Consider the following 15,041-nt stretch of genomic DNA (forward strand, 5'->3'; position numbering starts at 1 on the left):
TGTCGTATCGCAAGCCGTTGCAGTGGCAACAGCTTGACCGTCGGCAATCCGGATCGTGCTGATGCCGCAGCACCCACCGCGTGCATGATCGTGCCGCGTCCTCGATACAGCGGCGCTGAATGGCACGCACCGCGTCTCCCTGACGAACAACCGAGTCTCGAAAGTCCTGACGGGCATGGCGCTGTTCGTACTCGCATCCGCGTCGTTCGTCGTCGTGCGCCGCTGAGTGGCGTGCCCGCGCAGGGCCGCGACCGCCGGGCCGCGCGACGCATCCGACCTGATCGGACTGGCCGGTCTTGTCGCGCGTATCCAGTCTCCCCCGCTTTCTTCAGCTTTAAGCCCGCGCTTCCTGCGCCGTTAACACGAGGCGGCGGCCGGCGCCCGTGCCGGACCGCATCGTTCCCCGTCGATTCAAGGTTCCATGAAGCTGAGCTACAAGATTCCCCTCGCATTCGCTATCGCGCTGCTGCTGATGTTCGGTGGCGCGCTGTACGGTATCCACATTCTCAATCGGTCGATCGATACGTTTGCCGAAGACGTGCAGACGAACGTCGGCGACGAACGGCTCGTGTCGGCCACGCTCGTGCAATTCAAGCTGCAGGTGCAGGAATGGAAGGACACGCTGCTGCGCGGCAAGCAGCCCGACAAGCTCGACCGGTACTGGCAGGCGTTCCAGACGCGCGAGCGGACGGTCGATACGCTCGCCGCGCAGCTCGTTCACCAGTTGCCGCCCGGCGAGAGTCGCTCGCTCGTCGAGCAGTTCATGCGCGCGCACACGGCGATGGGCGAGGGCTACCGGCGCGGGTTCGACGCGTTCAAGGCTGCCGGATTCGAACCGTCGGCCGGCGATGCCGCCGTGGCGGGTGTCGACCGCGAACCCGCGGCGCTGCTGGAGCGGGCCGCGAAGTCGATCGCCGACGAGAGTGCCGCCGTATCGGCGCAGGCGAGCCGCGACGCGCAGCACGCCACCACCGCAAGCCTCGTGCTGATGCTGGTCGTGCTCGGCGTCGCGATGGTGGGCGCGTTCCTGTTCAGCCGCGCGATCCTGCGTCCGCTCGACCGCGCGGTGGCGTGCGCGCAGGCCGTCGCCGCAGGCGACCTGACGCGCGACGTCGACGCGGCCGGCCGCGACGAGATCGCGGACCTGCTGCGCGCGTTGCAGACGATGCAGGCGAGCCTGTCGGGGGTCGTGCTCGAAGTGCGTACGCACGCCGAAGCCGTCGCGACGGCGAGCGCCCAGATCGCGTCGGGCAATCATGACCTGTCGGCGCGTACCGAGGCGCAGGCCGCGTCGCTCGAGGAGACGGCCGCCAGCATGACCGAACTCACGGGCATCGTCCGCCAGTCGGCCGAGCACGCGCAGCACGCGGCGCAACTGGCACGTGACGCGTCGAACATCGCGGCGGCAGGCGGCGGCGTGATGACGGATGCCGTCGGCACGATGAACGGTATCGCCGACAGCTCGGCGAAGGTCGGCGAAATCATCGCGGTGATCGACGGCATCGCGTTCCAGACCAACATCCTCGCGCTGAACGCAGCGGTCGAGGCCGCGCGTGCGGGCGAACAGGGGCGCGGCTTCGCGGTTGTCGCGGCGGAAGTGCGGACGCTTGCGCAGCGCAGCGCCGCCGCCGCGAAGGAGATCAAGGGGCTCATCGAGCAGTCGACGCGGCGGGTCGACGAGGGCGCGGTGCTGATCGGCCGTGCGGGCGAATCGATTCACGAGATCGTCGGCGCGGTGCAGCGCGTCACGACGATCGTCGGCGAGATCTCGTCCGCGTCGCAGGAGCAGAGCGGCGGCATCCAGCAGGTGAACATCGCGGTGACGCAGATGGACGAAGCGACGCAGCGCAACGCGGCGCTCGTCGAGCAGGCGTCGGCCGCGACGCAGGCGCTGGCCGAGCAGGCGAGCGCGCTGCGGCACGCGGTGGCCGTGTTCAGGCTGCCTGAAATGGCCTGACGGCGGCGCCGTCGCGCCGGGCTGAAACGGAACCGGGGGGCGGCGTGGCGTTGGCCTTGGGCCGCGCGCCGGCGCCGGCTAACACCGGCCCGTCCCCCACGATCACGCCGCGGCCGGATATTGCGCGAGCACCCGGGCGCGGATCGACGGCTTGATGTTCGATTGCGCCATGTCGCCGCCGTAGTGCGCGACGACACGCGGATTCATCACGCGATACCAGAGCGGCGGCACGTACGCGAACAGGATCATCGTCGCGTAGCCGGCCGGCAGTTGCGGCGAATCGTCGAAGTGGCGCAGCGCCTGGTACGAGCGTGTCGGATTCGCGTGATGGTCGGCGTGCCGCTGCAACTGGTACAGGAACAGGTTGGTGACGACGTGATTGCTGTTCCACGAATGCTGCGGCGTGCAGCGTTCGTAGCGGCCGCTCGGCAGCTTGCGGCGGCCGAGCCCGTAGTGTTCGACGTAGTTCACGACTTCGAGCAGCGACGCCCCGTAGACGGCCTGGATCACGAGGAACGGGATCACGACCTTGCCGGCCATCGCGATCGCGATGCTCCACACGACGACGGTCATCGCCCATGCGTGCAGCACCTCGTTGCGCCAGGTCCACGGCGAATGCCCGAGCCGCTCGAGGCGGGCCTTCTCGAGCCGCCACGCCGAGCGGATGCTGCCGGTCACGGTGCGCGGCAGGAACGCCCAGAACGATTCGCCGTAGCGCGCGCTCGCCGGATCCTCGGCCGTCGCGACACGCACGTGGTGGCCGCGGTTGTGCTCGACGTAGAAGTGGCCGTAGGCGACCGGCGCGAGCGTGATCTTCGCGAGCCAGCGCTCGAAGCGGTTGGTCTTGTGCCCGAGCTCGTGCGCGGTATTGATCGAGATGCCCGTCGCGGCGCCGAGCGACAGCGCGAAGCCGACGTAGTCGTACCATGCGAGCGCGTGGGTGCCGACGATCCAGACGCACACGAAGAACGCGACGTATTCGACGAAGGTCGCGAGATAGACGATCAGCCGGTAGTAGCGCTCCCGTTCGAGATGCGGCACGACGGCCTCGGGCGGGTTGTCGCGATCGTCGCCGATCAGCGTGTCGAGGATCGGGATCACGCCGAACGCGAACAGCGGGCCGAACCACCAGAACACGTGCAGGCCCGTCGACAGCGCGAGCTGGGCGGCGAGAATCGGCAGCGTGATCGTCAGCGCGCCGAGCAGCCACAGGTAACGCTTGCCATCCGACCAGCCCGAAGCCGATCCGTCGGTCATTGCCATTGTCTCCCTCCTGCCGGCCGGCCCGAGGGCGGCCGCCTGTCCGGTTGTTCGAATTCTCGTTGGTCCGCGACGCACGCGCGGTTCTACCGGATCGTCACCCGGTTCTGCCTGTTATACGACCCATGCGCACGCTTGCCAAACTCCAGCGCTAGGCGCGTGGCTCCAAACGGAGGGGGGCGCACGGCGCAGGCAGGGAAGGGGCCGCGCACGCTGATTGAAACATGCGGGGAACGCCGGATCGACCCGCGCGGGCGGCAGATTTGTCAGACGGATCGGGTACCGTGACGCGTTCGGGTGTCGACGCTGCAGGCTCACAACAAATGTTGCGATGCAATATGCGGAACGCGGCGAGTCCCCGCGACGCCTGCTTTTGGGGTTACAAGTATTACGGATCATTACGGCTTCCGCGATGAAGTCCGCAAGCTCCGGCAGGCGATTGCCTCATGCCATAAGGCGACTGGCGACATGCGTCGAACGAAGCGGTCATGGCCGTCGTCCTGACGCACGCATCGACGTGGCGATGCTGCACCTGCACATTGGCCGCTCGCAAGACAGCTGGCGGCCCCCGCCGCCTTTCAATTCGCGCTGCCATTTGAAAATAACGATTTGACTCATGCCCCGCTTTCGGTTGAAGCTAATAGCTTGCTGTCCGAAGGGGGCTGTGCCTGCATGAGTTCGACCTTGACCGTTCGTCGTATCGTTGCCGACCAGGGCGGCGTGTATCGCGAACTCCGCGCCGCATCGCTGCGCGAGCCCTACGCGCCCGGCGAAGCGCCGGAGGCCGAATTGCTGAACGTCGAAGCGGACGCAGCGTCGGCGATTGCCGCGCAGCGCGCCGTGTCCGACGAATCGACGACTTTCCTGCTGTATACCGAAGGCCATCCGGCCGGCATGATCGGCGCGTATTTCGACAATACGCCCGATCGGCGCGCGTTCGTCAGCGAGCTGTGGGTCGCGCACGCGGTGCGTCATCTGCGCGGCGGCGTGCTGCTGCTGGAGACGGCCACCGACTGGCTCGCCGAGCGCGGCGCCCAGGATGTCTACGCATGGATTGCCGATGCGAACCGCAATGCGATCCGCTTCTACGAGCGTGCCGGTTTCGGCAACACCGGCGAACACGCGCCGATTGCGCGGATGCCGGGCGCGATGAAATCGCTGTACGTGTCGCAGGTGAAGCACTGACGCGACGTCAGAACGCGGGCCGCACGGCGCGATGAAGGTCCGGTCGCCCGCTGCCTGCCCGCCTGCCGGTTGTGCGCCCGCCCGGGCCACCACCACCCGGCTCCCCAAAAATAATGGCCGCGCGCGTGGACGCCTGTAAAATACGCAAAAAATTTTTGCAGAGTGTCCATGTCGCTTAAAAAATCGCCATTCTTCGAGCTGCGCAGCGGATCGGTCGATACGTTGCTGTTCACCGTGAAGACGACCGATCTCGACGCGTTGCGTACCGAACTGGTCAAGCGCTTCGAAGCGACTCCCGAGTTTTTCGCCGACGATGTCGTCGCGATCGACGTCCGCCGCCTGGCTGACGGCGAACGCGTCGCGCTGGCGGACATCCGCCAGATGCTGAACGACGTGCGGATGCGCCCGGTGGGTGTCGTCGCGCTGGCAACGCAGGGCTGGGCGGGGGAAGCCGGCCTGCCGTTGCTCGAAGCGCGCGATCGCCGTGCGCCGGCCGCAAAGCACGCCGACGAAGCGGAGCCGGCGCCGGCGCCCGTCGTCGAAGCCGCCGCCGCTCGGGCAGTCGAACTGGCGCAGGAGCCCGCGCCGACGTTGTTGCACGCGGGGGGCCAGACGCTCGTGATCGACCGGCCGTTGCGTTCGGGGCAGCAGATTTACGCGAAAGGAGACCTCGTGGTGCTCGCGCCGGTCAGTCACGGTGCGGAGATCATCGCGGAAGGCAATATCCACATCTACGCGCCGTTGCGTGGCCGCGCACTCGCGGGCGTGCACGGCAATCACGACGCGCGCATTTTCTGCACGTGTCTGGAGCCGGAACTGATTTCGATCGCGGGTATCTATCGAACAACCGAGAACCCGCTGCCCGCCGAAGTACTGGGCAAATCGGTGCAGATCCGGCTCGAAGAGGAAAAACTGATGATCGAACCGCTGCGCCTGACGTAATCCACGCGGTGCGCTCCGGATCGATCGGCTCTCATTGACGAACACAGGGTATTGGGTAAATGGCAAAAATCATCGTGGTGACCTCGGGCAAGGGCGGCGTGGGTAAGACGACGACGAGCGCGAGCTTTGCGTCCGGTCTCGCGCTGCGCGGCCACAAGACGGCCGTGATCGACTTCGACGTCGGCCTGCGCAACCTCGATCTCATCATGGGCTGCGAGCGCCGCGTCGTGTACGACCTCGTGAACGTGATCCAGGGCGAAGCGAACCTGAACCAGGCGCTGATCAAGGACAAGAAGTGCGAGAACCTGTTCATCCTGCCGGCGTCGCAAACCCGCGACAAGGATGCGCTGACGCGTGACGGCGTCGAGAAGGTGCTGAACGACCTCGTCGCGATGGACTTCGACTACATCGTCTGCGATTCGCCGGCCGGTATCGAGGCAGGCGCGCTGCACGCGATGTACTTCGCGGACGAAGCGCTGATCGTCACGAACCCGGAAGTGTCGTCGGTGCGCGACTCGGACCGCATTCTCGGCATCCTGTCGTCGAAGACGAAGCGCGCGACCGAAGGCAAGGATCCGATCAAGGAACACCTGCTGATCACGCGTTACAGCCCGAAGCGCGTCAGCGAAGGCGAGATGCTGTCGCTCGAGGACATCAGCGAGATCCTGCGCATCAAGCTGATCGGCGTGGTGCCCGAGTCGGAAGCCGTGCTGCATGCATCGAACCAGGGCCTGCCGGCCGTGCATATCGATGGCACCGACGTGGCGGAAGCGTACAAGGACGTCGTCGCGCGCTTCCTCGGCGAAGACAAGCCGCTGCGTTTCACCGACTACCAGAAGCCGGGCCTGCTGCAGCGCCTCTTCGGCAGCAAGTAACGGAGGCCGACCATGTCCATCCTTTCGTTTCTCCTCGGCGAGAAGAAGAAGTCCGCATCGGTCGCGAAGGAGCGCCTGCAGCTCATCATCGCGCACGAGCGCGTCGGCGGCCGGCCGCCGGCCGATTACCTGCCGGCGCTGCAGAAAGAGCTGGTCGCGGTCATCTCGAAGTACGTCCATATTTCGAACGATGACATCCGCGTGAGCCTCGAGCGCCAGGACGATCTCGAAGTCCTCGAAGTGAAGATCGAGATCCCGCAAGCCTGACCGTTGCCGGTATCCCTCCGCACGGCGGCACTCGCCGCCGTGCGCGTCTTACGCCCTGTTGCACTTTCGGGCACGCCGTAACAAGGCGTCTGTCGGCCGTAACCGCACCTCCCGCATTGAACGAATACGCTCGCGTAACTTGTTCAACCAGGAGGTTGTGATGGCTGTCTCTATCGTTCAACGTCGTATCGTTTCGCTCGCACTGCTTGCCGCGAGCCTGTCAGCCGTCGTCGCGCCGCTTGCCGCACGTGCGGACGAGATTCTCGTCGGCACGCCCGTGATCGCGCCGCAGGGCCGCGTGGTCGTCGCCGAACCGGTCGCCGTGCGCACCGAGGAAATCGTCGTGGTCGCGCCGAATGCGCCGCCGCCGGTGCGCTACGAGGTCGTGCCGGCCACGCGCGTGGGCTACGTATGGGATCGCGGGCACTGGCACTGGGATCATGGCCGCTACGTGTGGATCGGCGGCCACTGGGAAGCCGAGCGTGTCGGCATGCAATGGGTGCCGGGCCATTGGGACCAGCGCGGTCCGAACTGGTTCTGGACCCGTGGCCACTGGGCATGATGGAGGCGAGCGATGAAACGAACCGCAATCGCCATCGCGCTCGTCGCGATCACGCTGGCCGGGTGCATCGTCGTGCCGGCACGGCCCGTGTACTACCGGCCGGCACCCGTCGTGATCTACTGAGCGTCGCGCGGGCCAGGCTGCGCCGGGCCGTTCGTCCCGGCCGCAGCCGGCTCGTCTTCGGGCGGCGCCGGCGCATGTGCTGCACGTTCGGCCGGTGCGGCGGCGGACGGCTCGTCGCCGCCTTCGTCGCGCAGCGTGTCGAGCGGATCGGCGGGCGCGGCGGTCGCGTCCTGCGGCTCGGTGACGCCGGTTGCCACCGTCGCGCTCGCCGCGGTGGCAGCGGCTGCCGCAGCCGGTTCCGCGGCCGCGACGGGCGGCGCGAGATAGCGCTGGGCGAGCGTTTCGTAGAGCGGCGGCGCGAAAAAGCGCGATACGCGGCTCGACACCAACGCAGTGGCCATCAGCGAAATCACGAGTGCATGACCGTTGATCATCTCCATCACGATCACGAACGACGTGATCGGCGACTGCGTGACGGCCGCCATGTAGCCGACCATCGCGAGCGCGATCAGCATCGGCAGGCTCATGTTGCTGAACACGACGTGCAGCAGGTTGCCGAACCCGGCGCCGATCGACAGCGACGGCGCGAAGATCCCGCCCGGGATGCCCGGCAGGTACGACGCGACCATCGATATCATCTTCAGGAACGGGTAGAACACCGACAGATGCTGGCTGCCGTCGAGCAGGCCGCGCGCCTCGGCATAGCCGCTGCCGAAGGTCGTGCCGCCCGATACGAGGCCGACGACGGCGATCGCGAAGCCGCACAGCGCGGCGAACGCGATCGGCCGCTCGCGATACAGGCCCAGCAACTGCGCGGGCAGCCAGCGTCCCGTGTTGAGCAGCAGCCAGCAGAACAGGCCGCCTGCGATCCCCGTCACGATCGCGGTGACCAGCACGGCGAGCGCCAGCAGTTTCGGGAAATGGGGGCCGGCATCGATCGTGCCGAAATACGTGTAGTTGCCGTTCAGGCCGAGTGCGACGACGCCGGCGAGGATGATCGCGGTGATCAGCACGCCGCTGGCGCGCGCGGAGAAGCTGCGCGTCAGTTCCTCGATCGCGAACACGATCCCGGCGAGCGGCGTATTGAACGCGGCCGACAGCCCGGCCGCCGCGCCGGCCAGTACCAGCTGGCGTTCGATCTGCGCGTTCGAGCGCGGATAGAAGCGCCGCAGGTTGAACATCAGCGCCGCGCCGACCTGCACGGTCGGCCCTTCGCGGCCGATCGTGAAGCCGCCCAGGATGCCGAGGAACGAGACCAGCACCTTGCCGAACAGGATGCGCAGCGTCAGCAGCCGGGAGCCGAACGCGCTCGGGCGCGCATGCAGCGTCGCGATCACCTGCGGGATGCCGCTGCCCTCGGCGCCGCGGAAGAAGCGGCGCGTGATCCATACCGACAGCGCCGCGATGGCCGGCGTCAGCAGCAGCGGCAGCCACGCGGCGTGATCGCGCATCGTGCGGAAGCTCTCGTAGCCCCAGTCGATCAGGCGCGCGTAAAGCACGGCCGCGAGACCGACGACGATCGCGCCGAGCCAGAAAACGCCGTACTGGCGCCAGATTCTCACCGAGCGTCGGGTGAGGGCGGGAAACAGGGCGGGAAGGGCAGGGCGTGGCATTGGCGCGGGCCGGAAGGCAAAGACACGATTATAAAAAAAGAACCCGGGCGACAATAAGCTCTACAATTCTCGACATATCCAAACGCTTTGTTACAAATGTAATTCAGCGGTAATTCTAAAGCGTCCCCGATCTTATTAGCATGCCGAAATGCACCGCTCCATGTACTCCCCCGCAAACGTGAAACGCATTCTGATCGTGAAAGTGACGTCGCTCGGCGATGTCATCCAGACGCTACCCGTCGTTGCGGATCTCCACCGTGCCTTTCCGGGCGTCGAGGTCGACTGGGCGGTGGACGAGTCGTGTGCCGAGATCGTGCGCTGGCATCCGGGCGTCAGCGCCGTGCTGTGCGCGCCGCTGCGCCGTTTCAAGAAGATGAGAAATACCGGCGACCTGAAGGCGATCTCGGCGTCGATCGGCGCGTTGCGCCGGCATCGCTACGATGCGGTGATCGACCTGCACGGCGTCTACAAGAGCGCGATCATTGCGGCGCTGGCACGTGCCCGGCGTCGAGTCGGTTACCGTACGCCGGATCTCGGCGAAACAGGTGCCCGCTTTGCGTATTCGCATCGCTTCGGCCCGAAGCCGGCCTGCGACGCGTGGCACGGCATGCGTGTCAGCGCGGGCGAGGCGCTTGGCTACACGCCCGAAGGCATTGCGTCGTACGGGATCGTTGCGCCAGACGTATCGTTGCCGCCGATCGTTGCCGAAGGCGCGCCGTTCGTGCTGTTGTTCCACGCCACGTCGAATGCCGACAAGAAATGGCCGGCCGATCATTGGGCCGAACTCGCGACCCGAATGATGGCGCGTGGCTTGCGCGTGCTGCTGCCGTGGGGCTCGCCCGCCGAGCATGGCGATGCGCAGGACATCGCCGCGCGCGCGCCTGGTGCGGTCGTGCTGCCGGCCATGTCGCTGGGCGAACTCGCCGCGGCGATCAGCCGGGCTGCGCTGGTCGTCGGGGTCGACACGGGGCTGGTGCACCTGGCGCACGCGCTGCAGCGCCCGACGGTGATGATGTTCGTGGCCACGTCGCGTGACCACTTCGGTATCGGCGGCGCGCCGCATTCGCTGTCGATCGGCGCCGCCGGCGCGCCGCCGAGCCTGGCCGATGCACTCGCTGCCATCGATGCCGTGGCGCCGGTCTGCGACGTGTTGCCGGTGCACGCCGCCGCCTGACGGTTGTCGGCGGGCTTACGCCAGCATCGCTTCGATGGTGAGCACAGCGGCGATGGCCGCCAGATTCGCGAGCAGTGCCTCGAACACGAGGCCGCGCCACGTCTTCGGCCGGAAGCGCAGCGCGAGCAGCAGCGCGCCACCCAGCGCGAGCGCGAGGATCAGGACGAGATCGGCATTACCGAGGCGAATGTTCATGGCGGCTCCTTCGGGGCGGGATCCCGGGGGGCGCGCAGCGGCGCACCCAGGATCGAGTATAGGCAGCGCCGGTCACGGCACAACCCGGGTCGCCCCGGAGTCTCAGACGAGCGATGCGTCGCGCGTTTCGCGCATCAGCAGCACGCCGATCAGGCTGATTGCCGCCGCAACCGATACATAACCGCCGACCCACGACAGCCCGCCGCGCGCCGCCAGCAGTTGCGCGATGTACGGCGCGATCGACGCGCCGAGAATCCCGCCGAGGTTGTACGCGACGCCCGCGCCCGTATAGCGGACGTTGGTCGGGAACAGTTCCGGCAGCAGCGCACCCATCGGCGCGAACGTCACGCCCATCAGGAACAGCTCGATCGTCAGGAACAGCGCGACGAGCGGCATCGAGCCGCTGCCGAGCAGCGGCTCCATCGCGAAACCCGACAGCAGCGCGGCGATCGCGCCCACGACGAGCACCGGCTTGCGGCCGAAGTGGTCCGACGCCCATGCGGACAGCGGTGTCGCGAGCCCCATGAACACGACCGCGAAGCACAGCAGGCCGAGGAAGCTCTGGCGCGGAATATGCAGCGCCGACACGCCGTACGACAGCGAGAACACCGTCGAGATGTAGAACAGCGTGTAGCAGACGACCATCGCGAGCGCGCCGAGCAGCGTCGGCTGCCAGTGTTGCGTGATCAGCGTCGCGACCGGCACGCGCACGCGCTCGTTGCGATCGAGCGCGGCCTGGAACGCGGGCGTTTCGGTGATCTTGAGCCGCACGTACAGGCCGAGCGCGACGAGCACCGCGCTGACCAGGAACGGGATGCGCCAGCCCCAGCTGCGGAACTGCTCGTCCGACAGCGACAGCGCGAGCGCGAAGAACAGGCCGTTCGACATCAGGAAGCCGACCGAGGGCCCGAGCTGCGGGAACATCCCGAACCAGCCGCGCTTGCCCTGCGGCGCGTGCTCGGTCGCGAGCAGCGCGGCGCCGCCCCATTCGCCGCCGAGGCCGATCCCCTGGCCGAAGCGCAGCACGCACAGCAGCACCGGCGCGAGCGCGCCGATTGAGTCGTAGCCCGGCACGAAGCCGATGGCGGTGGTCGACACGCCCATCACGAGCAGCGACGCGACGAGCGTCGACTTGCGGCCGATGCGGTCGCCGAAGTGCCCGAACAGGAACGAGCCGATCGGGCGTGCGATGAACGCGATGCCGAACGTCACGAACGCGGACAGCGCCTGTGCGGTTGCGGAGCCGTGCGGGAAGAAGACGGGGCCGATGACGAGCGCGGCGGCCGTTGCGTACACGTAGAAATCGTAGAACTCGATCGCGGTGCCGATGAAGCTCGCGAACACGATGCGCCGGTGGCTGACGGCGCCGGCCGAACCGGTTGCGTGTGCAACGGTCGGGGGGGGTGCGGACATGGATGTCTCCGTTTTGTCGTTGGGGCGGTCGGCTGAGCGTGCGGTCGGGCAGGCGGACGCCTGCCGGCGGCAGCCGAGCGGATGATGCGGTGGCGGCGTGGACGCGCGCCGTGGCGCGGACGTCACCCGCCGGTCGACGATGGAGACGGGTATGTCGCCGCCGCCCGGTGCCGGCGTGGTCGGCTCGCATGCCGGGTGGGGCGCGCGAACGCGCGCACGGCGTGATGGCCGCGCGATTGCGGAAAATTATAGCCAGCGCCGCCGCGTACCGGCAATCGCGGGGCGGCGGCCGATCAGTCGATCGATTGCGCCTGCGCCGACGCGGTGCTTTGCAACTGGAAGTGGCCGTCGTCGTTGAAGAGCCAGCCTTCCATCAATTCGAGCCGGCCGTTGCCGTCGAGCAGCCGCGACGGTGGCGGCGGCAGCGGTGCCGCGCGGCGCAGCGACGCGAGCGCGAGCGCTTCCGCTTCGCTGTCGCCGTTGCTGCGATAGACGGACGCGTTGACGAGCCGGCCGCTGCCATCGACGGTGAAGGCCACGACGACGAGCGAGCGGAGCATCGCCTGCGGCGTGCCGCGCAGCATGCCGGACGGATTGCGTTCGGCGACACGCTGCGCGACTTCGACGCGGTACTGGTCGAGGCTGCCGCTGCGGGTGATCGACGGAATCGTCAGGATCGAGTGCAGCGACGGCGGCGGCGTGATCGTGCACGCCGCGAGCATGGCGACGACGGCCAGCGCAACTGCACGCAGCCGGTCGACGCGCGGACGGGGAAGGGGGCGCATGGGGGGCTAGCCAGAAGTGACTATAAAAAAATGATAGGCGCACGGACGCGAGCCGATATCGGGAGAAACGCATAACGGGCGATGCCGGATGATGCGATCGCTGATGACGAGGGAGCGGGCGCCCGTGCATCGCGATATGACGTGACATGTGACAGCACGCTCGCGCGGCTGCCGCACGTGTGCATCCCGGCGTGCGTGTTGCAAGGTTGAAAGAAAGGCGAGCAACGCGAGTGGTACGCAGGCACATGGCGATGATCCGCCAGGGCGCAGCGGCTACCGCAGGCAGCACTGCTGCCGATGCGCGCGCATTCCCCGTCGACGCGTGCCGCCCGGCTCAGAAGCCGTGCGTGACGAGTGACAGGATCGACAGGTCGGGGTGCGTGCCGTCGATGATGCTCTTGCCGATGTGCACGGCTTCGTGGACGGCTTCGTCGAGGCTCGCGAAGCTTTCCTCGCCGTCCGCGTGGAACGGCACCGCGTGGCCGGGCAATGCAGGATTCGCACCCGGATGGCATACGTAGCCGGTGTAGGTGTAGCGCGTGTCGCTGCCGGGCACGGCGGCCGGCACGACATGGATCTCGAAGCCTTCGTAATCGACGGGTTCCGTCGGTATCGACAGTTCGGTCATGGCGATCTCCGTGTACCGCACGCAGGGGTGGCGCGCGCGGTATCGAGTACGCGGCGGCGGTCGTGTCGCCGTGTTGATCGAATTCTAGGTGATCGAGCAGCCGGCCGGGAGGCTGCCGGCGCGGTGCCACATGACGACGGGCGACTGCCCGTGCCCGCGGCTCAGTGGGCGCGCGAGGCCCGGCGCGAACGCCCGTGCCGTTTCGACGGACGGCGTCGCGTGCGGCGCTGCATCATTGCTTGCAGCGTGCGTCCTTGCGCTGCACGACGATGATCACCGGATATTTCTGGCCGTGGTCGAGTTCCACGCGTGCCACGACGGTCAGCGTCGCCGGATCGGAATCGTCGTACACGCTGACCTGTTCGTTCCGGAGGTACGTCACGCCGGTGCAGTTCGACGTGCGTCCGTCGTCGCCCACCTTGCACTGGAGGTCGTTGTCCTTCAGGTAGTTGTACGGCGACGGGCTCGCGAGGTATTCGCTCAGGCCGCGCGGCGAGCCGCCGACGCCGGTCACGTAGGCGATCGCGCACGACGCTTGCGCGTCGCTGCCGGAGGCGGTGTCGGCCGTCGCCTGCGTGCTGACGGCAACCAGCAGCGCGGCGAGCGACGAGACGATGAAGGGCTTCATGACGTGGGTTTCCCGTTTCGCGAATCGGAGCGCCGGATTGTAACGGCATCCGGCGAGGCGCGTCCGGAAGTGAGGGCACGGCCACGAGAGTGGTCGACGAGTTGACTATAGAATCGCGGCCTGAGAGCGTCAGCCACCAGCTGGTGAAAAAACGACGGCAAAAGAAGCAATAAAGGGATTGGAACGAGTGCGCAGGATATCGTGCGGGCGCTTCAAGGGGGCTGATCTACGCAAACAAGAAGTTCAAGCGATGGCTTGGCGTGCAGCGCGGCGCACTGGCGTCTTCGGACGATACGGCGATCAACAACTCGGTCCAGTCGATGCAGCACGGCCTGTCGGACGGTTCCGAGATTGCGCTGGCACCGGTCATTCGCGCGCTGGTTCCCCGCCTTCAACTCGTGCTCACGTCCGATGACAAGACGGACAGCATCGAATTCAGGTCGGATGCGCCGGACCGCCTGGTTCTGGCGGACTATCAGAAGCGCATGGACTGGATCCAGACGGCAGCAACGAAGTACGACGGGTTGATGCAGGGGCCCAGGAAGCAAGTCATGCTCGATTATCTCGGAACGATCAAAAGCTGGGGCGACAGACCCGATACCTGATGAAAAAGACTCATTTCCTTGTACTGATCCTCGGGGCGCTCCTGCTTGGCGTCGTACTCGCATCGCACGACGGGAATGCCCGCTCAACCCTCGACAACCGCAACGGCATGAATTCATCACTTACCGTTATCCGGCTCGGCGATCCCAAGGACTCCGATCTCAACGGTCCGGGCGCGTCCGTCGACAATCATCCGTCAGGTACAAGCTTTTATCAGCATGACTGGATGCGCGGCAATCCCGGCTCGGTGAAGTTCATGCAGGGGACGCATGGCTTCGTGCTGGACAACGTGCTGTCCGCGGTGGGTTCAGCGGACAAGGATGTGCCGGGCGGCATCTACACATGGAATATCAATTTTGGCGTCAGCCCCGAGCAGGCCGACACGCACGAGGCCGCATTGGCGCGCATGACGAAACTGTTTCAGGATCTGCGCGCGAACGGCTGGGTCCGGTACATCGACGTCAGCAATCCGCGCCTGACCGGCAAGCAGGCGTGGGACTACATGAAGACTTATTCGATTTATTCCCTCGATTCCGGTTACACCCCGACGATCGAGGAGTGGAAGGCCGCCGTGAAGGAAATGCCGAGATGGGTGTTTTATGCAGATGGCGCCTATCTGGAGATTTCGCTGTCGGAGAAGAACATGGGCGGCTTTGTCGGGAAGACGACCTATCTTCTGACGGCTCGCATCAGGAACGAGTATGCGTTCTACGGGCTGGGGTATTTCCCCGGGAACGCCGAAAAAATTCGCAACTGGAAGACGCTGTTGCCCGCGGAACTGCAGAAGTACCACGCGAAGCGCATCGCTACCGAGGCCGCCCTGAAGGGGCAGGGCTATACGATCGACACGGCCTACCAGGATCCGCCTATCCAGGCGTTGAAGTGACGTGT

At 66.6% G+C, this 15,041-nt stretch carries 16 protein-coding genes; 9 read left to right on the forward strand and 7 right to left on the reverse strand.

The features are described 5' to 3' along the window. The first annotated feature begins 421 nt into the window (after positions 1-421). On the forward strand, positions 422-1,957 hold the full coding sequence (locus ACN8ZM_RS04995) for a methyl-accepting chemotaxis protein (protein WP_043181740.1): 1,536 nt from the start codon (positions 422-424) through the stop codon (positions 1,955-1,957). A 102-nt stretch (positions 1,958-2,059) separates the two neighbouring features. Here ACN8ZM_RS04995 and ACN8ZM_RS05000 read toward each other — a convergent pair whose 3' ends face one another. Beyond that, positions 2,060-3,220, reverse strand: a complete 1,161-nt coding sequence (locus tag ACN8ZM_RS05000) for an alkane 1-monooxygenase (protein WP_420210695.1) — start codon at positions 3,218-3,220, stop codon at positions 2,060-2,062. 669 nt (positions 3,221-3,889) lie between these two features. Between ACN8ZM_RS05000 and ACN8ZM_RS05005 the strand changes: the two genes are divergently transcribed. The 5 genes from ACN8ZM_RS05005 (at position 3,890) to ACN8ZM_RS05025 (ending at position 7,048) form a co-directional block, all read left to right on the forward strand. Next, a complete protein-coding gene (locus tag ACN8ZM_RS05005) occupies positions 3,890-4,402 on the forward strand; it encodes a GNAT family N-acetyltransferase (RefSeq protein ID WP_043181742.1) in 513 nt (170 codons plus the stop codon). 168 nt (positions 4,403-4,570) lie between these two features. Continuing rightward, entirely contained in the window at positions 4,571-5,344 is a 774-nt protein-coding gene (gene minC, locus ACN8ZM_RS05010) for a septum site-determining protein MinC (protein WP_043181744.1), read from the forward strand. Positions 5,345-5,403: 59 nt separating this feature from the next. Next, positions 5,404-6,219, forward strand: a complete 816-nt coding sequence (gene minD / locus ACN8ZM_RS05015; protein WP_043181745.1) for a septum site-determining protein MinD — start codon at positions 5,404-5,406, stop codon at positions 6,217-6,219. Between the two features lie 12 nt (positions 6,220-6,231). Continuing rightward, positions 6,232-6,486: a cell division topological specificity factor MinE gene (gene minE / locus ACN8ZM_RS05020; RefSeq protein ID WP_006486661.1), complete on the forward strand. Its 255-nt coding sequence runs from the start codon at positions 6,232-6,234 to the stop codon at positions 6,484-6,486. A gap of 160 nt (positions 6,487-6,646) precedes the next feature. Then, on the forward strand, positions 6,647-7,048 hold the full coding sequence (locus tag ACN8ZM_RS05025) for a YXWGXW repeat-containing protein (protein ID WP_089450097.1): 402 nt from the start codon (positions 6,647-6,649) through the stop codon (positions 7,046-7,048). 116 nt (positions 7,049-7,164) lie between these two features. Here the strand turns inward: ACN8ZM_RS05025 and ACN8ZM_RS05030 are convergent, their stop codons facing one another. Further along, positions 7,165-8,724, reverse strand: a complete 1,560-nt coding sequence (locus tag ACN8ZM_RS05030; RefSeq protein ID WP_420210696.1) for a chloride channel protein — start codon at positions 8,722-8,724, stop codon at positions 7,165-7,167. Between the two features lie 178 nt (positions 8,725-8,902). Here ACN8ZM_RS05030 and waaC point away from each other — a divergent pair, with 178 nt between their 5' ends. After that, positions 8,903-9,898, forward strand: a complete 996-nt coding sequence (gene waaC / locus ACN8ZM_RS05035) for a lipopolysaccharide heptosyltransferase I (RefSeq protein ID WP_043183086.1) — start codon at positions 8,903-8,905, stop codon at positions 9,896-9,898. Between the two features lie 15 nt (positions 9,899-9,913). Here the strand turns inward: waaC and ACN8ZM_RS05040 are convergent, their stop codons facing one another. The 5 genes from ACN8ZM_RS05040 to ACN8ZM_RS05060 form a co-directional block, all read right to left on the reverse strand. Next, positions 9,914-10,093 carry a hypothetical protein gene (locus ACN8ZM_RS05040; protein WP_420210697.1) on the reverse strand — a complete coding sequence of 60 codons (180 nt, stop codon included), beginning with the start codon at positions 10,091-10,093 and terminating at the stop codon, positions 9,914-9,916. Between the two features lie 102 nt (positions 10,094-10,195). Beyond that, complete coding sequence (locus ACN8ZM_RS05045) at positions 10,196-11,506, reverse strand: MFS transporter (RefSeq protein WP_420210698.1); 1,311 nt, start codon at positions 11,504-11,506, stop codon at positions 10,196-10,198. Between the two features lie 293 nt (positions 11,507-11,799). Then, a complete protein-coding gene (locus ACN8ZM_RS05050) occupies positions 11,800-12,291 on the reverse strand; it encodes an energy transducer TonB family protein (protein WP_089450100.1) in 492 nt (163 codons plus the stop codon). Positions 12,292-12,625: 334 nt separating this feature from the next. Then, positions 12,626-12,919 (reverse strand): hypothetical protein, encoded by a 294-nt coding sequence (locus tag ACN8ZM_RS05055; RefSeq protein WP_089450101.1) that lies wholly within the window; start codon positions 12,917-12,919, stop codon positions 12,626-12,628. 232 nt (positions 12,920-13,151) lie between these two features. Continuing rightward, positions 13,152-13,547: a hypothetical protein gene (locus ACN8ZM_RS05060; RefSeq protein WP_043181759.1), complete on the reverse strand. Its 396-nt coding sequence runs from the start codon at positions 13,545-13,547 to the stop codon at positions 13,152-13,154. Between the two features lie 260 nt (positions 13,548-13,807). Here ACN8ZM_RS05060 and ACN8ZM_RS05065 point away from each other — a divergent pair, with 260 nt between their 5' ends. Together ACN8ZM_RS05065 and ACN8ZM_RS05070 are read left to right on the forward strand one after the other, a co-directional pair. Then, the gene (locus tag ACN8ZM_RS05065; protein ID WP_420210699.1) at positions 13,808-14,152 is read left to right on the forward strand and encodes a DUF2515 family protein; all 345 of its coding nucleotides are present in this window, start codon (positions 13,808-13,810) and stop codon (positions 14,150-14,152) included. Continuing rightward, the gene (locus tag ACN8ZM_RS05070) at positions 14,152-15,036 is read left to right on the forward strand and encodes a hypothetical protein (protein ID WP_420210700.1); all 885 of its coding nucleotides are present in this window, start codon (positions 14,152-14,154) and stop codon (positions 15,034-15,036) included. The genes ACN8ZM_RS05065 and ACN8ZM_RS05070 overlap by 1 nt, the downstream gene beginning before the upstream one ends. Positions 15,037-15,041 lie beyond the last annotated feature (5 nt).

The sequence above is a fragment of the Burkholderia aenigmatica genome (assembly GCF_048627025.1).
GTDB lineage: Bacteria > Pseudomonadota > Gammaproteobacteria > Burkholderiales > Burkholderiaceae > Burkholderia > Burkholderia aenigmatica.